Below are 20,653 nucleotides of genomic sequence, written 5' to 3'. Positions count from 1 at the left end.
GCTCACAGGATGTCGAAGGCACGCCCGTCGGGCAGCCGGTAGCGGGAGAAGTCGCGCACGTCGGTGGTCATGATCTGCGTGACGCCGGTTTCCGCGGCCAGCCAGACCAGCGATGCGTCAGCCAGGTCCATTTCTGAGCGCGGCGCTGTGGTGTACCGCTGCATCAAGGGGACGAAATCCATCAGCGCCTCCTGTCCGAACGGAAAGACGGCCACGGCGCCCTGCCCGAGCCATTGCAACAAGGTATAGCGCTGGGGAGGTGAGACGAGATAGCTCGCCTCGACCACGCAGGGCCAGGTGGTCGACAAGACCCAGCGTTCCAGCGCAGCCAGTTGCAGCAGATCGTGGTAACGCTCGGCATGTGGCTGTTGCCGGCCGAACGCAGCCACCATCGCACTGGCATCAATCAGCGCTGAGGCCATGCTTGGCGCGGAGCTTGGCCACCAGAGCGGCACGCGAGGCTTCGGAATCGTAGGGCTGCTCGACGCCGTCGAAGGCCTTGGACACGGCTTGGTACTCGGCGCGCGCCTCCTCCACCTTGAGCTGCACCATCAAGGCATAAGGATCCTTGCGGCCCAGCGCGCGCTCCACCGCTTCGATGATGAACTGCGATTTGGTGATGCCCTTGCGCTTGGCCGCGAGCTCCAGCTCCTTCTCCATCAAGGGGTCCATGCGAACGGAAACAGCCATGGCAAACTCCGGTTGAATACCGTATTACGGTATCACAAAACCGCGATCGTCGCCTTGCGGATCTGCTCCAGCACGTCCTTGGCGCTGGCCGGGATCGGTGTGCCAGGGCCGTAGATGCCCTTCACGCCGGCCTCGTACAGCATCTCGTAGTCCTGCCGCGGGATCACGCCGCCGACGAACACGATGATGTCGTCCGCGCCCTGCTTCTTGAGCTCTTCGATGATGGCCGGCACGAGCGTCTTGTGGCCGGCGGCCAGCGTGGACACGCCCACCGCATGCACGTCGTTCTCGATGGCCTGGCGCGCGCATTCCTCGGGCGTCTGGAACAGCGGGCCCATGTCCACGTCGAAGCCCAGGTCGGCGAAGGCCGTGGCGACGACCTTGGCGCCGCGGTCGTGCCCGTCCTGGCCGAGCTTGGAGATCATCACGCGCGGCCGGCGGCCCTGCTCTTCGGCGAAGGTGTCGATCTCCTTCTTCAGCGCATCCCAGCCCTCGGCCGAGTCGTACGCCGCGGCGTAGACGCCAGTCACCTTCTGCGTGTCGGCGCGGTGACGGCCGAAGCATTTTTCCAGCGCGTCGCTGATCTCGCCCACCGTGGCGCGTGCGCGCACGGCGTCGATCGACAGGGCCAGCAGGTTGCCAGTATTGGTCTCGGCCGCAGCGGTCAGCGCATCCAGCGCGGCCTGCACCTTGGCGGCATCGCGGGTGGCGCGGATCTTTTCCAGCCGCGCGATCTGGCCGTCGCGCACCTTCATGTTGTCGATGGACAGGCTGTCGATCGCGTCTTCGGTCTTGAGCTTGTACTTGTTGACGCCGACGATCACGTCTTTGCCCGAGTCGATGCGCGCCTGCTTGTCGGCCGCGGCGGCTTCGATCTTGAGCTTGGCCCAGCCCGAATCCACGGCACGCGTCATGCCGCCCATGGCCTCGACCTCTTCGATGATCTTCCAGGCGGCGTCGGCCATGTCCTGCGTCAGCTTCTCCATCATGTAGCTGCCGGCCCAGGGATCGATCACGCTGGTGATGTGGGTCTCTTCCTGGATGATGAGCTGCGTGTTACGCGCGATGCGCGAGCTGAACTCGGTAGGCAGCGCGATGGCTTCGTCCAGCGCGTTGGTGTGCAGGCTCTGCGTGCCGCCGAACACCGCCGCCATGGCCTCGATGGTGGTGCGCACCACGTTGTTGTAGGGGTCCTGCTCGGTCAAGCTCCAGCCCGAGGTCTGGCAGTGCGTGCGCAGCATCAGGCTCTTGGGGTTCTTGGGCTCGAACTCTTTCATGATGCGGTGCCACAGCAGGCGCGCGGCGCGCATCTTGGCCACCTCCAGGTAGAAGTTCATGCCGATGGCCCAGAAGAACGACAGGCGCCCGGCGAAGTCGTCCACGTTCAGGCCCTTGGCCAGCGCCGTCTTCACGTACTCCTTGCCATCGGCCAGCGTGAAGGCCAGCTCCAGCGCCTGGTTGGCGCCGGCTTCCTGCATGTGGTAGCCGGAGATCGAGATCGAGTTGAACTTCGGCATGTTCTTGGCCGTGTACTCGATGATGTCGCCGATGATCCGCATGCTCGGCTCGGGCGGGAAGATGTAGGTGTTGCGGACCATGAACTCCTTCAAGATGTCGTTCTGGATGGTTCCGCTCAGCTTCTCCTGGCTCACGCCCTGCTCTTCCGCCGCCACCACGTAGCCGGCCAGCACCGGCAGCACCGCGCCGTTCATGGTCATCGACACGCTGACCTTGTCCAGCGGGATCTGGTCGAACAGGATCTTCATGTCCTCGACCGAATCGATCGCCACGCCGGCCTTGCCCACGTCGCCCGTCACGCGCGGATGGTCCGAGTCATAGCCGCGGTGCGTGGCCAGGTCGAAGGCCACGCTCACGCCTTGCCCGCCTGCGGCCAGCGCCTTGCGGTAGAAAGCGTTGGATTCCTCGGCCGTGGAGAAGCCCGCGTACTGGCGGATGGTCCAGGGGCGCACCGCGTACATGGTGGCCTGCGGGCCGCGGATGTAGGGCGCGAAACCGGGCAAGGTGTCCGTGTACTGCAAACCTTGCAGATCGGCCGCGGTGTAGAGCGGCTTGACGGTGATGCCGTCCGGCGTGAGCCAGTTCAGCGCGGCCAGATCGCCGCCCGGCGCGGATTTGGCGGCCGCCTGTGCCCACTTCTGCAGATCGCCTTGATCCAGTGCCATGTTGCTTGTCCTCTCGTATTGCAGCTTCACAATGTTCGCAAAATAGCGGCGCCTTCGCAACAAGTGAAAGTGCAATCATTGCAAACCTTGCCTGCAATGGTGCAAACTTTGCGAATATGGCCAAAGCATTCATGGGCGTGCACCTGAAGACGCTGCGCGAGCAGCGCGGCCTCACGCAGGCTGCGCTGGCGCAGGCGCTCAAGGTGTCGTCGAGCTACCTGAACCAGATCGAGAACAACCAGCGGCCGTTGACCGTCAACGTGCTGCTGCGCCTGCAGTCGGCCTTCGGCATCGACCTGCAGCTGTTCTCCGAAGATGCGCAGACGCGCCAGCTGGCCGAGCTGCGCGCCGTGCTGGCCGAAGGGCCGGACGCCGGCAACGTGCCGCAGGCCGAGGCGCAGATGCTGGCCCAGCAGCTGCCGGCCGTCTCCAAGGCCATCCTGGCCCTGCACAAGCGCGTGCGCTCGGCCGAAGAGCGGCTGGGGCTGATCGCCGAAAGCAGCGACGGCGACCGCTCCGCGGCCTCGACGCCGCTGCAGCCCTACGAGGAGGTGCGCGAGTTCTTCTACGCGCGGCACCAGCACCAGGCCCTGCTGGACGAGCGCGCCGAGCAGGTCTACGCCCAGTTGCAGGACAGCTTCCCGCCGCCGCGCACGCCCACCGCCGGCAACCTGTTCGCCGCGCTGGAGCAGCGGCTGCGCCGCATGCACGGCGTCGCCGTGCGCTCCGGGCCGGGCTCGTCGATGGCCGAGCAGCCGCTGCGCAGCTTCGACCCTGCCAGCCGCACCATCACGCTGGCGGCCGGGCTGAGCGCCGCGCAGCAGTCCTTCCAGCTCGGCGTGCAGCTCGCGTTCTTCGAGATGGGGCCGATGATCGACACGTTCATCCAGGCCAACGAGTTCAGCACCGGCGAGGCGCGCAGCCTCGCGCGCATCGGCTTCGCCAACCACTTCGCGGGGGCGCTGGTGCTGCCCAACCGCATCTTCCAGGAGAGCGCGGAAGAGCTGCGCTACGACATCGACCTGCTCTGCGAGCGCTTCGGCGTGGGCTTCGAGACGGTGGGCCACCGGCTTTCCACCATGCGCCATCCGCATGCGCAGAGCATCCCGTTCTTCTTCGTGCGCGTGGACCGGGCCGGCAACATGTCCAAGCGCCAGTCCTCGGCCGATTTCCACTTTTCGCGCACGGGCGGCACCTGCCCGCTGTGGAATGTGTACGAGGCCTTCTCGCAGCCCGGCAAGATCCTCACGCAGCTGGCGCGCATGCCGGACGGCCGCACCTACCTGTGGATCGCGCGCACCGTGGAGCACCGGCGCGGCGGCTACGGCGCGCCGCACCGCATCTTCTCGGTGGCGCTGGGCTGCGACGTGCGCCACGCCAACCGGCTGGTCTATGGCGACGGCCTGGTGGCCGACGCCGCCGACCGCGCCGTGCCGATCGGCTCGGGCTGCAAGGTCTGCGACCGGGAGAACTGCGTGCAGCGGGCCTTCCCGGCCATGGGCCGGCCACTCAGCATCGATCCGAACGCGCGTCGTTTCGCGCCCTACGCACCGGCCGGCTGAGGCGGCGCCTGGCCGGTGCGGTCAGGGTTTCTCAGCTGCTCCGTGGATGGCCTTGTGCCGCTGCAGCGCGCGGGGGACGTGGCCGCCGCCCTGACCGACGCTTGGCCCTGCCGCGACCTTTCCGCAGTGAAGCGAAAGGAAGGGAGAAGCGCATACACACCACGCCCCGCCGGGCGCCCCGGCAGATTTGCTACAAACGGCAGCCCCCCGCAGGTCCTGCGGTCACCTTGCGCACAAGCCCTTGAGGCAAGATCGCATTTGCAGCGGCGGGGACCATGCGCACCACCTCGCCGCCAACGGAGCCATTGCATGCCGCCATCGCCCGCGCCGACACCCGCCGACGCCCCGCTTGCCTTGCGGCCCATCCACCTGTGGACGGCCGTGGCGGCGCTGGCATGGCTGCTGGCCACGTTCCTCGGGGGCCATCTGCTGTCCAGCCGCATCGTCGCTTCCCAGGTCGAGAACCTCGCCGACGGCGCCCGGCTGGACGCGTCGGCCACGGGGCGGCTGATCGACCGCATGTTCGTGGAGCTCGGCAGCGTCTCCAACATGGCAGCGCACCAGGTCGACGTGATCGATGCCTCGCGCCGCTTCGTCGTCAACACGCCCATCGAGACCGCCCAGACCTCCGCCGAACGGGCATCCGCGCTGTCGCAGGATTTCCTGGTGCGCAATGTCGGCAACTACCTGCGCCGGCTGATCCAGGACCTCAGCTACGACCAGATGTTCGTCGTCAACCGCTCGGGCACCGTGATCGCCAGCGGCGACTGGACCGAGCCCGGCGGCCTGCTGGGCGCCAGCTACGGCGACCGCGATTACTTCTACCAGGTGCTGCGCGAGGGCGTGGGGCGCCGGTTCGACATGGGCAGCGATGGCCGCTACCCCGGCTTCTACGTGGCCAGCCGCGTCGATGCCAACGACGGCAGCTTCGGTGCCGTGGTCGTGCGGCTGGACACCAGCACCATGAACGAGATGCTGGCCGGCCAGCGCATCGCGGCCATCGTCGACGGCGACGGCATGGTGCTGGCCTCCTCGCGTCCGGATCTGGTGTTGCACCGCGTCGGCCCGCTCGCCGGCGACACCTCCGTGCCGCCAGCAGCGGCAGACCCCACCCGCACCGCGCCGGCCATGCTGGCCGTGCAACGCCCGCCGGAACTGCTGCATGCCAACCACTGGCTGGTCCAGGGCACGCCCTATGTGGTGGAACGTGCCGACCTGTCCGAACCCGGCTACCGGCTCCTCACGCTCAGCGCGCTGGACGCCGTGGCACCCACCCGCCAGCTGCACAGCACGGTCACCGGCATCGTGGCGGCCCTGGGCCTGCTGCTGATCCTGCTGGCGAGCCGCTTTCTGAGCCAGCGGGCGCGCCACCGCCATGCCGCGCAGCAGGTCGGCGTCGAGCATGCGGCCTTCCTGCAGTCGGTGCTCGACGCGGTGCCCACGCCCATGTTCTACAAGGACGCGCGGGCACGCTTCCTGGGCATCAACGCGGCATTCGGCCAGGCCTTCGGAGCCGATCCCGCGCAGCTGCTGGGCAAGGACGAACTGGCGCTCGGCTCCATGTCCGAGGACCGGGCCCGCCAGCTGCAGCAGGAGCAGCAGGCGCTCGTGCACGGCCGCGGCACCTTCCAGCGGGAAGAGGAATTCCGCTTCGCCGACGGCAAGGTGCACCCCACGCTCTACTCGGCCAGCGCCATCGCGCGGCCGGACGGCTCGTCTGCCGGCATGGTGGGCGTGGTGGTGGACATGATGGACCAGAACAAGACCCAGGAAGCCTTGCACAAGGCCAGCGCCCGGCTCAACGTGGCGCAGGATGCGGGCGGCATCGGCCTGTTCGACCTGGACCTCGTCACCAACGAACACTACTGGAGCCCGCAGCTCGAGCGCCTGTGGGGCCTGCAGGGCACGACCGACCGCAGCTACTCCACCTGGAACAAACGCCTGGTCGCGGAGGACCAGGAGCGCACCGGCAAGAGCTTCTTCGGCGCGCTGGCCGATCCCGAAGCCTCCACGCACCGCGACGAGTTCAGCATCCTGCTGCCCGATGGCAGCGTCCGCGTCCTGCAGACGCACAGCCGCATCGAGCGCGACGCCAAGGGCCGCGCCATCCGCATGACCGGCGCACAGATGGACGTGACCGCCCTGGTGCGCGCCCGCGACGAAGCCGGCGCCGCCAGCCGCGCCAAGGGCGACTTCCTGGCCAACATGAGCCACGAGATCCGCACGCCCATGAACGCCATCATCGGCATGTCGCACCTGGCACTCAAGACTGAGCTGACACCGCGCCAGCGCGACTACATCGCCAAGATCCAGCAGTCGGGCCAGCACCTGCTGGGCATCCTCAACGACATCCTGGACTTCTCCAAGGTCGAGGCCGGCAAGCTGGACGTGGAGGCCACCCCCTTCGAGCTGGACGGCATGATGGCCACCGTCTCGGGCGTGGTGGCCGACAAGGCCACGGCCAAGAACCTGGAGCTGGTGTTCGATATCGCGCCCGACGTGCCGCAACAGCTCATCGGCGACCCGTTGCGCCTGGGCCAGATCCTCATCAACTACGTCAACAACGCCATCAAGTTCACGGAACAGGGCGAGGTCGGCATCGTGGTGCGCGTGGACAGCCTGCACAGTGCCCAGGCCAGCACCGGGCCGCAGACCGTGCTGCGCTTCGAGGTGCGCGACACGGGCATCGGCCTGTCGCAAGAACAGATGGCCCGCCTGTTCCGCAGCTTCGAGCAGGCGGACACCTCCACCACGCGGCGCTACGGCGGCACCGGACTGGGCCTGGCCATCAGCAAGCAGCTGGCCGCGCTGATGGGCGGCGAGGTCGGCGTGCGCAGCGAACTCGGCCAGGGGTCGGTGTTCTGGTTCACGGCCAGGCTGGGCCTGGGCGAGCGCCGCGCGCCGGCAGCGCTGCCGCTGGTCGACCTGCGCGGACAGCGCGCGCTCGTGGTGGACGACAACGCGCATGCCGCCGCCGTGCTGGGCGAGATGCTCGAGCACATGTCGCTCAAGGTCACCACCGTGCACTCGGGCGCGCAGGCGGTGCTTGCCGCACGCGACGCGGCCGAGGCCGGCCAGCCCTTCGATTTCGCCATGCTGGACTGGCGCATGCCCGACATGGACGGCCTGCAGACCGCCGAGGCCATCCGCGCGCTGGCGCTGAAGCGGCAGCCCGAGTTCATGATCGTGACCGCCTATGGCCGCGAGGAAATCATCCACGGGGCCCAGCAGGCCGGCATCCAGCACCTGGTGCACAAGCCGGTCAGCGCGTCGGTGCTGCTGGACACCATGATGCGCGCCAGCCGTGGCGCCGCCCTCCCCGCCGCCAGCCCGGCGTCCAGTGGCCGCAGCAGCGCGCTCGATGCACTGCGCGGCCTGCGCGGTGCGCGCATCCTGCTGGTCGAAGACAACGACCTGAACCAGCAGGTCGCGGGCGAGCTGCTGCGCGATGCCGGCTTCGTCGTCGACATCGCCGACAACGGCCGCATCGCCATCGACATGGTGCAGGCCCGGGTGGCAAGCACCCCTCCCTACGACCTCGTGCTCATGGACATGCAGATGCCGGTCATGGACGGCGTGACCGCCACGCGCTTGCTGCGCGAGGATCCCGTGCACGACGGCATGCCGGTCCTGGCCATGACCGCCAACGCCATGCAGGCCGACCGCGAACGCTGCCTGCAGGCGGGCATGCAGGACTTCATCGCCAAGCCGATCGAGCCCGACGCCATGTGGCAGGCGCTGGCGCGCTGGATGAAACCGCGCGCCGGGCTCGGCGGCGATGCCGCCGCCGGCCCCGCGCCGGACCTGCCCACCACGCCCTCCGCCGAGGCGTCGAGCCTGCCGGTGGTCGCGGGGTTGGATGTCGCGTCGGGCCTGCGCCGCGCGATGGGCAAGCAGGCGCTGTACCGCCAACTGCTGGACAAGTTCGTGGCGGGCCAGGCCCGGGTGCCCGAGGCCATCGCGCAGGCGCTGCAGGACGGCGATCCGACCACGGCCGAGCGCCTGGCGCACACGCTCAAGGGCGTGGCCGGCAACATCGGCGCACACGACCTGCAGCAGCATGCCGCCGCGCTCGAGGAGGCACTGCGCGAGCGCCGGCCACGCCCCACCGTCGATGCCATGCTGGCCGCGGCCGCGGCCAGCCTGCACGCGCTGCTCGACGCGCTCCGTCCGCACCTGGCGCCTGCCGTGGCGCCCGCCGCCGACACCCCCGCGCATGCCGGCGGCCCCAACCAGCATGCGTTGCTGCAGCAACTGGCCCAGCTGCTGGAGCAGGACGATGCCGAGGCCGCCGAGCTGCTGGCCACGCACCGGGCCACGCTGGGCGCCGCACTCGGCCCGCACTACGCGGCGCTGTCCCAGGCCGTGGCCGACTACGATTTCGAGGCCGCGCTGGACGCCCTGCGCCAGGCCACCGGCCAGGCCGCCGGCTAGCGCGGCCCTCAATCGGCCGGCTGCGCCCGCGGCCCCTTGTTCACATAGCTGGCGTTGCCCAGCCCGGTGCCGATGGTCAGCACGGCCCAGCGCTTCACATCGCGCATGAACGGCAGCTCGGACAGGCCCTGCACCACGGCGTCGTTGTGCATGAGCACCTGGGTCGCTTCCTTGCCGACCACGGGGAGCTTCTCGCGCAGCGCGGTGGGCAAGTGGAAGGTGTCGGCCGCCCAGTTGCCGGGCAGGTTCTGCGCGCCGCGCGCGATGCTGCCGTCCTCGCGGATGAGGCCGGGGCAGGCGATGCCGACGAAGGGAGCGAGCCGGATGCCGTGTCGGCTGGCCCAGGCGATCATGTCCGCCAGCATCGCCACCAGCTCGTCCACCAGCGCGGTGCGGCTGGGCTCGTCGTCCGCATGGCGCCACTTGCTGCGGCGCACGACCTTGGCGCGAGAGAGGTCCGCCGCCTTGTCGCGCCGGAACTTCACGATGCCGCAGCGCACGTTGGTGCCGCCGATGTCCAGCGCCAGAAGCGCATCCGCATGCTCGACGAAGTGCGGCGGCGCCAGGTGCACCCAGCCGATCAGGCCGCCGTCGTCGGGCTCGTGGCGCAGGCGCGCCAACTCCACCGGGATCTCGGCCACCTGGCACAGCGCGGCCGCTTGCAGGATCGCGAGCTCGCCGACCTCGCTCTCCGGAAAGCCGCCACCGATGACGATGCGCTGCACGCCGCTCCAGGCCTTCTGGCGCATGAAGCGCTCGATGACATCGGTCAACTCGACCGAGAACTCGGCGATGGCGCCGCGCACCATGTCACCGGCGTCGGTCGACGATTTGCTGTGCAAGGCCCGGTCGAGCACCTTCTTGCTGAGCTGGGCCGAGGGCAGGTCGCCGAGCGGATCCTCGCGCCCCGTCTCACGGTAGCGCTTGCGCCACGCGTCCAGCAACTTGCGGAATGCGGTCTGGCTCGCGCGGTCGCCCACGAAGCCGTCCTCGTCGGAGACCTCCAGGTTGTAGCCGGCGATGTCGATCGAATCCAGCGCCAGCGTGCCATGGTGGGCACCCACCACACTGGGCATGTGGTGCTTCCTGGGCTTGACCCCCGTCTTCTTCTTGCCCTGGGGCTTCTCCTTCGCTCGCGCAGCTTTCTTGTTCATGAATGCGTGTCCTTGTGTCGCCTTGCGGATGCGGCGCGGGTCGATCTTGCGGCACACCGGCCGCGGCGTCCGCCGGAAAGCGCGCGCGCCGCACACGGGCACGGCACGCATTCGGATGTAGGACGGACGGCCGGCCCGCGCCCTGCTGTGGCACCACTACACTGGCCCGATGCCCGCACTGCGCCACCTCCTTTCCGCTGCCTGGCTCGCACTGTTGCTGGCACTCTTCGGCCCCTGTGCACACGCTGCCGACGACGGCGCCCTGCGTGTCGGCTCCAAGCGCTTCACCGAGTCCTACATCCTGGCCGAGATCCTCGCCCAGACGGCCGCGCCTCAACTGCGCAGCGCGCCCACCGTGCGGCAGGGGCTGGGCAACACGGCCATCGTCTACGAGGCGCTGCGTTCGGGTGCCATCGACATGTACGCCGAGTACACGGGCACCATTTCGGCAGAGATCCTGCGCAGCCCCACCCCGCTGTCGCGCGACGCCATGCAGGCGGCGCTCGCGCCGCTGGGCCTGGGCGTGGCGATCCCGCTCGGCTTCAACGATGGCTACGCCTTCGCGATGCGCGCAAGCGAAGCCGAGCGCCTGGGCATCCGGCGCCTGAGCGACCTGGCGCAGCATCCGGCATTGAAGTTCGGCCTGTCCAACGAATTCATCGGCCGGGCCGACGGCTGGCGCGGCGTGGCGAAGCACTACGGCCTCCAGCAGACGCCCACGGGGCTTGACCACGGCCTGGCCTACGACGCGGTGGGGGCCGGCCAGGTCGACGTGATCGACATCTACACCACCGACGCCAAGATCGACCACCTCGGCTTGCGCGTGCTCGAAGACGACCGCGCCTATTTCCCGCGCTACGACGCGGTGGTGCTGTACCGGCTGGACGTGCCGCAGCGCCTGCCCCAGGCCTGGGCCGCGCTGAGCCGGCTCGAAGGCCGCATCGACGAGCGCGCCATGATCGCCATGAACGCGCGCGCCGAGTTGCAGGGCCAGGCCTTCGACCGCATCGCACGCGACTTCCTGGCCGGCGGTGCGACGGGCGCCGACCAGGCGAGCGGCTTCACCGCGCGCCTGTTCGGCTCCGACCTTGCGCGGCTCGCCCGCCAGCACCTGATGCTGGTGGCGGTGTCGGTCGGTGTGGCCACGCTGATCGGCGTGCCGCTGGCGATCCTGGTGTTCCCGCACGTGCGGCTGCGGGCTTTGGTGCTGGGCGTGGCCGGGCTGCTGCAGACGGTGCCCTCGCTGGCACTGCTGGCGGTGCTGATCTCGGCCATGGGCGCCATCGGCACCCTGCCCGCACTCATCGCCCTGACGCTCTATGCCCTGCTGCCCATCATGCGCAACGCCGTGACGGGCCTGGCCGATGTGTCCGATGGCTTGAAGCAGGCCGGCACGGCCCTGGGCATGACGCCCGGCCAGAACCTGCACCTGGTGCAACTGCCACTGGCCCTGCCCACGCTGATCGCCGGCGTGCGCACGGCGACCACCATCGCCATCGGCACCGCCACCATCGCGGCCTTCATCGGTGCCGGCGGATTCGGCGAACGCATCGTGACGGGCCTGGCCTTGAACGACAAGCACCTGCTGCTGGCCGGCGCGGTGCCCGCCGCCGCGCTGGCGCTGCTGAGCGAATTGCTGTTCGAAGCGCTGGAGGCCCTGCTGCGGCGCAGGCGGGCCTGAGCAGCCGCCTGCGGCGCCGCTAGGCCGGGTCGGCGCCAGCGCCGCTGCGTGGCACTTCGGCCAGTGGCAATGTCGGGCTCGCCGCGCGCAAGAGTTTGCGAAAGCGCGGGCATGCCATGTGCGAAGGCGCCGGGCACTCGGCAACGTGCCGCAGCAGGCCGCTCAGGGTCTTCAACCGGCGGGCCTGCCGGTCGAGCGCATCGGCCCGCTGCTGCAGGGTGGGCCGGGGCAGGTCCGGATGCCGGTCCTTGTCGAACATGCGGCCGATCTCGGCCAGCGAGAAGCCGGCGGCCTTGCCCAACGAGATCAACGCGAGCTGCAAGAGCGCCTCCCCGCCGTACTGCCGGCGCAAGCCGTTGCGCCCCACGGACTGCACCAGGCCCAGCTCCTCGTAATAGCGCAGGGTTGACGCGGCAACGCCACTGGCCTTCGACAGCGCACCGATATCGATGAGATCCATGCTTGACTTCAAGTTGACTTGAAGTTGCATAGTAGGTGCTCATCCATTTCGCAGCAAGAAGCCTCGCATGCACATCGAACAAGATCTTCCGCCAAACAAACCGATGGTGTTTGCCCTTGCGGCGTCCGTGCTGGTCGCATCGCTGGGCGTCAGCATCGCCACGGTGACACTGCCCACGCTGGGAAGGGTGTTCTCGGCCGACGTGCGGCAAGTGCAGTGGGTCGTGCTGGCCTACCTGCTCGCCGTGACGGTGGCCATCGTCCTGGCCGGGCGCCTGGGCGATCTCTACGGCCAGCACCGCGTGCTGGTCGCCGGCCTGGCGCTATTCACGCTGGCTTCTGCCGCCTGTGCCGCAGCCCCGGGCCTGGGGTGGCTCATCGCCGGGCGCGTGGTCCAGGGCATCGGTGCGGCCGCCCTCATGGCGCTGCCTCTGCCGATCGCCAAAGGGCTGGTGGCGCAAGGGCGCGTGGGCACGGCAATGGGCCTGCTCGGAACGATGTCGGCCCTCGGCACCGCGGCGGGGCCGGCCCTCGGCGGCCTGCTGATCGGCGCGCTCGGCTGGCGTGCCGCCTTTGTGTTGCTGATGCTGAGCGGTGTCATCACCCTGGCAGTCGCCTTGCGCTGCATCCCGAAGGCCATCACCGCCCGTACCGATGCCGGCTCCATGGACTGGGCGGGCGGCTTGTGGCTGAGCATCGTCCTGCTGTGCCTTGCGTTGTCCGCCACTGGCGGCGCGTCCGGCCTGGCCATCCAGCCCTGGACGGCGCTGGTGGTGGCAGCCGCCGCGCTCGTCACCTTCGTCCACACCGAGCGGACGGCTGCACGCCCCCTTGTGCCCCTGCACATGCTGCGGGAGCGGCCTGTCGCAACGTCGTTGGCCATGAACCTTCTGGTCGGCGCCATCATGATGTCGACGCTGGTGGTAGGCCCGTTTTTCCTGTCGTTCGGCCTCGGCCTGAGTGAAGCGCAGACAGGCCTGGTCATGGCGGTCGGGCCGGTCGTGGCCGCGCTGTCGGGCGTGCCCGCCGGTCGCGCCACCGACCGCTTCGGGACCCATCGCACCCTGATGGCAGGGCTCTTGCTGACTGCGGCAGCGCTGTGCTGCTTCGCCGTTCTGTCCACGCGGTTTCGCGTGCCGGGCTACGTGGGGGCGTTGGTGTTGATGACGCCGGGTTTCCAGCTGTTCCTGGCCGCCAACAACACGGCGGTGATGACGGGCACGCATGACGCAGACAAGGGCCTGCTGTCGGGCTTGCTCGGCTTGTCGCGCAACCTGGGCTTCATGGCAGGGGCCTCACTGGCGCCCTGGACCTTTGCTTTCATGCTGGATGGCCATGGCGTGGCTGGCAGCTCTTCGCAGGCCATCGGCGAAGCCTTCACGGGCACGTTCGCAGCGGCGGCGGGGCTGTGTGTGCTGGCCATCGTTCTCGCGCTGCTGGGCCAAGGTGGCCGGCGCGGCCATGCCCCTCAGTAGGGCGGCTTCTGCGCCGCCCGCTGCACCCGCGCCGCATTCGTCCACCACGCCAGGTCGTCGGCCCATCGCGGAAAGGCGCGCTGCAGGCTCGCGCCCGCGTCGCCCGTCGGCTCGCCTTGCGCATCGAGCGTTTGCGCAATCGGGCCCACCGCCAGCGCGCTGGAGATCACGACCATGCCCATCTCCGACAAGGTGGAATGCCAGGCCGTGCCGGCACGCACGCCCGAGAACCGGCCGGCCGAGTAACTGGCGATGGCGGCGGGCCGCCAGAACCATTCTTCGAGGAAGTGGTCGGTGAGGTTCTTGAGGCCCGGTTGCACGCCCCAGTTGTATTCGCCGGTGACGAAGACAAAAGCGTCGGCCCCTCGGATCTTGCCGGCCAGCGCTTCCATCGCGGCGGGCGCTTCGCCTTGCGGATATTCCTTGTACATCCGATCCAGCATGGGCAGGCCCACGGCCTTCGCGTCGATGAAATCGACTTCGGCACCCCGCGCCTTCAGGCCTGCGACGATGAAGTCCGCCAGGCGAATGCCCATGCGGTCGGAACGGTACGAACCGTAGAAGACGAGGATCTTGTCGGCCATGGAGCCTCCGAGAAAAGCAAGGGCCCGATCATCTCTGATCGGCCGGTGCGTGGCGTACCCCAAGCTGGTGCTGGCGATGCCAGCGGACAGGGCGAACCCGGTGCCGTTGGCCGTGGCCAGGACGCGCTGCGCCGCCGCCGGCGCCGAGCCTCGGCCGAAGGCGGCAACGCCATGCCAGGGCGCCCGCCGTGCGGCTCAGCCAGCCGCTGAGGCGCCGGGCGCGCCGGCGGCCGCGAGCCGCGCCAGGCTTGCGCTGGCACGTCGCTCGAACAGCGCGGCCCGCTGTTCACGGGCCAGCACCACGGCGCGGCCGAAGCACGCACCCGCCTCTGCCCGGGCCATTGGCCCGTCACCCCGGTGCTGCAGCAGCCAGGTGCCCTGCAGGCGGTGCAGCTCGGGCTCGTACCAGCGTTCGCCGGTGCGCCCCACGGTTTCCAGCGCCTCCGCGAGATGCTGCAGGGCCTTGTCGGGCCGGCCGCCGTGCGCGTGCACGCGCGCAGCCACGGCCAGCGCATGCGGAAAGGTCAGCAGCGTGCCGGCATCGCGCCAGGCCTGCAGGCCTTGGTCCGTCAGACCTTGCGCCTCGTCGTGCAGACCGCGGCCCGCCAGGGCGGCGCCGCGCAGGATCTGGCCGCCGGCCAGCCAGAGCGGAAAACCGTGCGCCGCACATAGCGCATCGAGCCGCAAGGTCGCGCGCTCGGCGCGTGGCAGGTCGTCGCCGTCGAGCGCGATCAGCGCCTCCATCCAGAGCATCTGCGCCTCTCCGAACGGATGGGCCATGCGGTGCGTCAGCGCGAGGCCTTCGCGCAGGTGGTGCTCGGTCTCGTCGGCCTCGCCGACGACCCAGCATGCGAGCGCAGCGACGTGGTGGCTCACCATGGCCGGGTCTTCACCGTAGAGCACCGCCAGATGCGCATGGGCCTGCGCGTCGTACAGGGCCCGGGTCCTGGCCACGTGCGGCAAGCATGCGGATGCGGCGCCCGAGAACAGCAGCGCCGCACCGCGCACGTTGTGGGCCAGCATCTCCAGCACGGTGTCGGGCTGGCGCTGCAACAGCGCCAACGCCTGGTCGGCGATCTGCTGCACCTGTGCGAAGGCGGCGCGTGTCAGGTAGAGGTTGAAGAGCCCGGAGAGCGCCGGCCCGATCGCGCTGGCGTCGTTCACCGCAACGCCCAGGGCCAGCGTTCGGGTGTACGTGGCCTCGACCTCCGGTGCGGTGAAGCCGCGGATCGCGAGCAGGGCGGCGCCCTCGATCAGGCGCAGGGACAGCTCCGCGGCATCGCATGCGTGGCGGTCGTGGCGGGTGCCCCGTGCCGACCCGAGCTGCGCGAGCCCCCTTTCGGCGTGGGCGAGCGCCTCCAGCGGTGCGAAGCGGTGCAAGGCTTTGTCGCCGGCCAGCGTGCGGTGCTGCGCGGCACGCCATGGATCCTGGGCATGCTCGAAGTGCAGTGCGAGCTCGGCCGCGATGTCGCCCGCATGCTCGGCGTAGGCCACGGCCAGCCTGGTGCCGATGGCTGCGTGCAGGCGCATGCGCGGGGCACTGCCAAGGCGCCGGTACAGGCCTTCGCGCACCAGGTCGTGGCGAAAGGCATAGCGGCCGCTCACGGTGCCATCGTGCCAGCGGGCCAGGCCCCGCCCTTCGACGAAATGGCCTTGCCGTACCAGCGTCTCCAGCAATTGCTCGATCTCTTCGGCCGGCCTTTGCAGAGCGGCCCCGACCAGCGCGGTGGCGAACTCGGCGCCGGCCACGCTGGCGGCTTCGAGCGCAGCCAGTGCGTCGACCGGCAGCCGCGTCACCTGGGCTTCGATGAGCTCGCGCACGCCGAAGGGCAGCGTGTCGCCGTCGAGCGTAGCCACGGCGTCGGACGCGTGCTGCACTTCATCGACCATGTGCACCATGAACAGCGGATGCCCCTGCGAGCGCCGGAAGACGGCCGCCGCGAGCCGGGGTGCCGAGCCCGGTTGCGGCAGGCGCTGCGCGACATAGTCCTGCACCGCGGCCGCGCCGAGGCGGCCCACCACCAGCTCGCTGGCGAGCCGGCGGGTGACGAGGTCCTGCTTCACCTGCTTGAGGGGATGGCCATGCACGATCAGTTCGACCGGCCGGCAGGTGGCGATCACCAGCAGCCGCGCCGGTTCACGCCGCCGCGCCAGCATCGCGAGCCAGTCCACCGTCGATGGATCGCTCCAGTGCATGTCTTCGAGCACCAGGACCAGCAGCCGGTCGGCAGCGGCCAGGTCGACCGCTTCGGCCAGCTCGCGTGGCATGCGCTGCACCGCATCCTCACCCGCCGGCGGCAGCGCAGCGGTGTGCGGCGCGTGCCCGAAGACGCCCGGCATCTGGGCCGTCCAGCTCGGCGCATGGCGCTGCAGCAGGTCGACCAGCGGCGCACCATCGGCTTGCCGGCACAGCCGGGTGATCGCCTCCAGCACCGGCAGGTAGGGCTCCCCTGCGCCGAAGTGCTCGATGCACTGGCCCTGCCCCACGCGCGCCGCGCCCGTGCCCGCTGCGTCGGCGGCCCTCTGCGCACCGAGCGTGGCCACAAAGGCATCGACGAGCCGGCTCTTTCCGATGCCGGCGTCGCCGGTGACGAACACGATCTGGCGCTGGCCGGCCGCAGCGCGCTGCAAGGCGGCCTGCAGCACCGCGCACTCGGCGGAGCGGCCGACCAATGCGTCGGGCAGCGGCGGCGTGGCCTGCGGCAACAGCGCGCCGGCGGCCGCTGCCGCACGGGCCGCGACCTCGCCGATGAACCGGTAGCCGATGCGGTGCGCCGTGGCGATGAAGCGCGGCGCGCGCGCATCGTCCCCGAGCGCCTGCCGCAGATCGCGCATGCAGGTGGCGATCACGCCGTCGCTGACCACCATGCGCGGCCAGACGATGGCCAGCAGCTCGTCCTTGTGGACCACCTCGCCTGCCCGGCTGGCCAGCAGCCACAGGATCGCCAGTGGCTTGCGCGGCAGATCGACAGCCCGCCCGGACTGGAGCAGCGGCCCGTGCGGGCCCAACAGCCGGTAAGGGCCGAATTGCAATTCGGCCCAGGGCGGCGCGGCAGGCCCCAGAGGTTCCACAGTCGGCACGGGTGTCGCTCCAGTGCAGGCCGAGCGTGCGCCAAGAGTGCATGACGCTGATCGCGGGCCCGCTGAAGCTCAGAATTTTCTCAGAGCTTGCCCAGAACTTTCGGAACAACCAAGACTAAGGTCCAGCCATGGATCCCTGCCTTGCTTTCGGCCGCGTGCCCCATGGATGAAGTCTCTGCGCTGGCGAGCCTGCCGCCGGACTGGGCGTTCGTCGTGCAGCTCCACCGCGGAACGCCATTCGACGCCGCGCTGTTGCGCGGGCGGATCGAGCACGTGGCGTCTGGCCGCGCCAGCCACTTCGGGTCACTCGAAGCCATGCGCGTGTTCATGGAACAGGTGATGTCGCCCCCGGCCGGCCTGCATCCTCCACCACCGCCCGCTGCGCATTGAGCTGCACGGCGCAGCCATGGCGGCGCACGGATTCCGCCTGGCTTGTGCGGTGTGAAGAAAAGGAAACCATGTCTTTGGAACTGCTGCGTGCCATCGCCCTTTGCGACCTGCCTGTCTCCTTCACGGACGCTGCAGCCATCGAGGGGCTCAGAGCGCTCAAGGCCTCTGGCTATGTGGTGGGGATGACGTCGGAGCCGGGCAGCGACGCGCCGCACGGCCGGGTCTCGATCATCACCCACAAGGGATGGGTGGCGGCGTACGCACGGAACAGCGGCACGCCAACTGTGCCGCAGCCGCAAAGCCCATGACCACGGGCCCCGCTCGGCGACCTTGCCCGGCACTTCTCAGCTTTCTCTGAGGATTCGCTGCGGCGCTGACTTCCTGGCGGGTATCGACGTACAACCTGCGTGCACGTCGTTGCGTTTCACCACTTGAGGGAGATCGAAGAATGAAGTCGTTGATTGCTGGATTGGCATTGGCGTGCGGTTCGCTGGCGGCGAATGCCGCCCTTGTGACCTACGACTTGGCCGGGACCATGACCCGGAAGTTGACGTCTTCTGTGGAAACCACCACACCGTCGCCGCTCGGCACCGTGGGCAGAGGCCGCATCGTGTTCGACAGCGCTGCACCGGAAACGCTGGTTTCGGGGTTCTTTTCCTTCGGGTCCGTCACCACGCTGTTCAACGACGGCTTCATTTCCATGCGCGACGGCACCACGGGCGACTTTTTCAGCGTCAACCACCTGGCCTACCTGGGAGGCGGGCCCAGCAGCATCGTGGGTGGAAAGGACGGCTGGACGCTGCTGCGGTTCATTCTGCGTTCGGGCATCGGTCCTGCCACCAACCTCGACAGCGACGATGTGCTGGAACTCTCTGAGCTCGACCCTGCCCTCTGGCCCTTGATGCAGGTCCAGGTGCACTTCCTGGACGCGATGGAGGACGAAGCGGCTTTTTACGAGTTCAGCCTCCAATCCATCACGGAAGCGAACGAGGTGCCCGAGCCGACTTCGCTGGCGCTGGCCAGTGTCGGCCTGGCCGCCATCGCTGCCTTGCGCAGACGGCGGGCACTGCGCCGTTGAGCGGCGCCGGCGCGATCGGCCGCGGCACGTCGGTCGTCGTGGCCTCGGTCGCCGTGGTCCAGCAGGGCCACGGTCCACTGGTCGCGCTGTGGGCGGGCCGGGGCCGGTCTCGAACAGCCGGGCCACGGTGACGTCGGCGCTGCCGGCGCCCCATGAAGCAAGAAAGGCCCGGTCCTCGCGGACCGGGCCTTGACGATGGCGCGCAAGCGCCACCTTGCGCTGCCGTGCTTCAGGCCAGCGTGTAGGCCGTCTTCACCGTGGTGAAGAACTCCTGTGCGTACTTGCCCTGCTCGCGCGGGCCGTAGCTGCTGCCCTTGCGGCCGCCGAACGGCACGTGGTAGTCCACGCCCGCGGTCGGCAGGTTCACCATGACCATGCCGGCCTGGCTGTGGCGCTTGAAGTGCGTGGCGTACTTCAGGCTCGTGGTGGCGATGCCGGCGGACAGGCCGAACTCGGTGTCGTTGGCCGTGGCCAGCGCTTCTTCGTAGTCCTTCACGCGGATCACGCTGGCCACCGGGCCGAAGATTTCTTCCTTGTTGATGCGCATGGTCTTGGCGCTCTCGCTGAACAGCGCAGGCGACATGTAGAAGCCGTCGGTGTCCAGCTTCAGGCGTTCACCGCCGGCCGCCAGGGTCGCGCCCTCACCCTTGCCGATCTGGATGTACTCCAGGTCCTGGTCGAGCTGGCTCTGGCTGGAGACGGGGCCGATGTCGGTGCCCTGCGCCAGCGCGTCGCCCACCTTGATCTTGGCCATGCGGGCCTTCATCGCCTCGATGAACTTTGGGTAGATGCCTTCGGTCACGATCAGGCGGCTCGATGCCGTGCAGCGCTGGCCGGTCGAGTAGAACGCGCTCTGCACCGACAGCTCGACGGCCTGGTTCAGGTCGGCGTCGTCCAGCACGACCTGCGGGTTCTTGCCGCCCATCTCCAGCTGCACCTTCTTGCCGCTCTTGACGCATTCCAGCGCAATGCCGCGGCCCACGCCGGTCGAGCCGGTGAAGCTGATGGCATGGATGCCAGCATGGCCGACCAGCGCATTGCCGATCACGCTGCCGCGGCCCATGACCAGGTTGAACACGCCGGCCGGGATGCCCGAGCGGCTGATGATCTCGGCCAGCGCCCAGGCAGAGCCCGGCACCAGGTCGGCGGGCTTCAAGACCACGCAGTTGCCGAAGGCCAGCGCGGGCGCGATCTTCCATGCGGGAATGGCGATCGGGAAGTTCCAGGGCGTGATGAGGCCGACCACGCCGACGGGTTCGCGCGTGATCTCCACACCGATGCCGGGGCGCACCGAGGGCAGCGTCTCGCCGGCAAGGCGCAGGCATTCACCGGCGAAGAACTTGAAGATCTGGCCGGCGCGGGCGGCTTCGCCCATGCCTTCGGCCTTGGTCTTGCCTTCTTCGCGGGCCAGCAGCGTGCCCAGCTCTTCCTTGCGCGCCAGGATCTCGGTGCCGATCTTGTCCAGCGCGTCGCTGCGGGCCTGGATGCTGCCCGTGGCCCAGGCCGGAAACGCGGCCGTGGCAGCGGCCACGGCTGCATCGACCTGCGCTGCATCGCCCTGCGTGTACTGGCCCAGCACGTCGGCCAGGTTGCTGGGGTTCAGGTTGGGGCTGTAGGTCTTGCCGGTGACCCATTCGCCGTTGATCAGGTTGTCATGGTTCTGCATCGATTTACTCCGGTTCAGCGCACCATGCATGGGCGCTTGTTGTCGAACTTCCAGTTCGGGATGAGGTACTGCATGGCCACGCCGTCGTCGCGCGCGCCCAGGCCGTGCTGCAGGTACAGCCGGTGGGCCTTCTCGACCTCGGCCATGTCCAGCTCCACGCCCAGGCCCGGCTTCTTGGGCACCTGCACGTAGCCGCCTTCGATCTTGAAGGGCTCC

The 20,653-nt window shown here is 69.2% G+C and carries 15 protein-coding genes and 1 pseudogene; 7 read left to right on the top strand and 9 right to left on the bottom strand.

All coding sequences use genetic code 11. The features are described 5' to 3' along the window. Positions 1 to 2 precede the first annotated feature (2 nt). From DES41_RS34080 to scpA, 3 genes are read right to left on the bottom strand one after another with little or no spacing between them, the layout of a single operon-like run. Positions 3 to 422, bottom strand: a complete 420-nt coding sequence (locus DES41_RS34080; protein WP_114472086.1) for a PIN domain-containing protein — start codon at positions 420 to 422, stop codon at positions 3 to 5. Further along, positions 403 to 690, bottom strand: coding sequence for a hypothetical protein (locus tag DES41_RS34075; protein ID WP_147283045.1), 288 nt, complete (start codon positions 688 to 690; stop codon positions 403 to 405). The genes DES41_RS34080 and DES41_RS34075 overlap by 20 nt, the downstream gene beginning before the upstream one ends. Positions 691 to 722: 32 nt before the next feature. Beyond that, positions 723 to 2,873 carry a methylmalonyl-CoA mutase gene (scpA, locus tag DES41_RS34070; RefSeq protein ID WP_114472084.1) on the bottom strand — a complete coding sequence of 717 codons (2,151 nt, stop codon included), beginning with the start codon at positions 2,871 to 2,873 and terminating at the stop codon, positions 723 to 725. Between the two features lie 116 nt (positions 2,874 to 2,989). Between scpA and DES41_RS34065 the strand changes: the two genes are divergently transcribed. After that, the gene (locus tag DES41_RS34065) at positions 2,990 to 4,435 is read left to right on the top strand and encodes a short-chain fatty acyl-CoA regulator family protein (RefSeq protein ID WP_211333141.1); all 1,446 of its coding nucleotides are present in this window, start codon (positions 2,990 to 2,992) and stop codon (positions 4,433 to 4,435) included. 309 nt (positions 4,436 to 4,744) lie between these two features. Further along, positions 4,745 to 8,869, top strand: a complete 4,125-nt coding sequence (locus DES41_RS34060) for a response regulator (RefSeq protein ID WP_114472083.1) — start codon at positions 4,745 to 4,747, stop codon at positions 8,867 to 8,869. Positions 8,870 to 8,877: 8 nt separating this feature from the next. On the opposite strand, the gene DES41_RS34055 is transcribed toward DES41_RS34060, so the two are convergent. Then, positions 8,878 to 10,023, bottom strand: a complete 1,146-nt coding sequence (locus DES41_RS34055) for an ROK family protein (protein WP_245966009.1) — start codon at positions 10,021 to 10,023, stop codon at positions 8,878 to 8,880. A gap of 169 nt (positions 10,024 to 10,192) precedes the next feature. Between DES41_RS34055 and DES41_RS34050 the strand changes: the two genes are divergently transcribed. Next, a complete protein-coding gene (locus DES41_RS34050; RefSeq protein ID WP_114472082.1) occupies positions 10,193 to 11,704 on the top strand; it encodes an ABC transporter permease/substrate-binding protein in 1,512 nt (503 codons plus the stop codon). Positions 11,705 to 11,723: 19 nt separating this feature from the next. Here the strand turns inward: DES41_RS34050 and DES41_RS34045 are convergent, their stop codons facing one another. Further along, complete coding sequence (locus DES41_RS34045) at positions 11,724 to 12,164, bottom strand: helix-turn-helix domain-containing protein (protein WP_114472081.1); 441 nt, start codon at positions 12,162 to 12,164, stop codon at positions 11,724 to 11,726. Between the two features lie 103 nt (positions 12,165 to 12,267). Between DES41_RS34045 and DES41_RS34040 the strand changes: the two genes are divergently transcribed. After that, positions 12,268 to 13,638 (top strand): MFS transporter, encoded by a 1,371-nt coding sequence (locus DES41_RS34040; RefSeq protein WP_114472080.1) that lies wholly within the window; start codon positions 12,268 to 12,270, stop codon positions 13,636 to 13,638. Here the strand turns inward: DES41_RS34040 and DES41_RS34035 are convergent. Together DES41_RS34035 and DES41_RS34030 are read right to left on the bottom strand one after the other, a co-directional pair. Beyond that, complete coding sequence (locus DES41_RS34035; RefSeq protein ID WP_245966008.1) at positions 13,632 to 14,285, bottom strand: NADPH-dependent FMN reductase; 654 nt, start codon at positions 14,283 to 14,285, stop codon at positions 13,632 to 13,634. The genes DES41_RS34040 and DES41_RS34035 overlap by 7 nt on opposite strands. Before the next feature lie 132 nt (positions 14,286 to 14,417). Then, positions 14,418 to 17,303 (bottom strand): ATP-binding protein, encoded by a 2,886-nt coding sequence (locus DES41_RS34030; protein ID WP_114472078.1) that lies wholly within the window; start codon positions 17,301 to 17,303, stop codon positions 14,418 to 14,420. Positions 17,304 to 17,465: 162 nt separating this feature from the next. Here DES41_RS34030 and DES41_RS34025 point away from each other — a divergent pair, with 162 nt between their 5' ends. The 3 genes from DES41_RS34025 to DES41_RS34015 all read left to right on the top strand — a co-directional run bounded on the left by DES41_RS34025 (position 17,466) and on the right by DES41_RS34015 (position 18,771). Then, complete coding sequence (locus DES41_RS34025) at positions 17,466 to 17,693, top strand: hypothetical protein (RefSeq protein WP_114472077.1); 228 nt, start codon at positions 17,466 to 17,468, stop codon at positions 17,691 to 17,693. A gap of 68 nt (positions 17,694 to 17,761) precedes the next feature. Beyond that, positions 17,762 to 18,001: a hypothetical protein gene (locus tag DES41_RS34020; protein WP_114472076.1), complete on the top strand. Its 240-nt coding sequence runs from the start codon at positions 17,762 to 17,764 to the stop codon at positions 17,999 to 18,001. A gap of 140 nt (positions 18,002 to 18,141) precedes the next feature. After that, a complete protein-coding gene (locus DES41_RS34015; RefSeq protein WP_114472075.1) occupies positions 18,142 to 18,771 on the top strand; it encodes a PEP-CTERM sorting domain-containing protein in 630 nt (209 codons plus the stop codon). 229 nt (positions 18,772 to 19,000) lie between these two features. Here DES41_RS34015 and DES41_RS34010 read toward each other — a convergent pair whose 3' ends face one another. Both DES41_RS34010 and gudD read right to left on the bottom strand, forming a co-directional pair. Beyond that, positions 19,001 to 20,437, bottom strand: a complete 1,437-nt coding sequence (locus DES41_RS34010; RefSeq protein ID WP_114472074.1) for an aldehyde dehydrogenase family protein — start codon at positions 20,435 to 20,437, stop codon at positions 19,001 to 19,003. Between the two features lie 14 nt (positions 20,438 to 20,451). Further along, positions 20,452 to 20,653: pseudogene (gene gudD / locus DES41_RS34005) on the bottom strand (glucarate dehydratase); the annotation flags it as partial.

This window comes from Pseudorhodoferax soli (genome assembly GCF_003337555.1).
Lineage (GTDB): Bacteria > Pseudomonadota > Gammaproteobacteria > Burkholderiales > Burkholderiaceae_C > Pseudorhodoferax > Pseudorhodoferax soli.
This window is presented reverse-complemented; position numbering and strand designations above follow the sequence as displayed.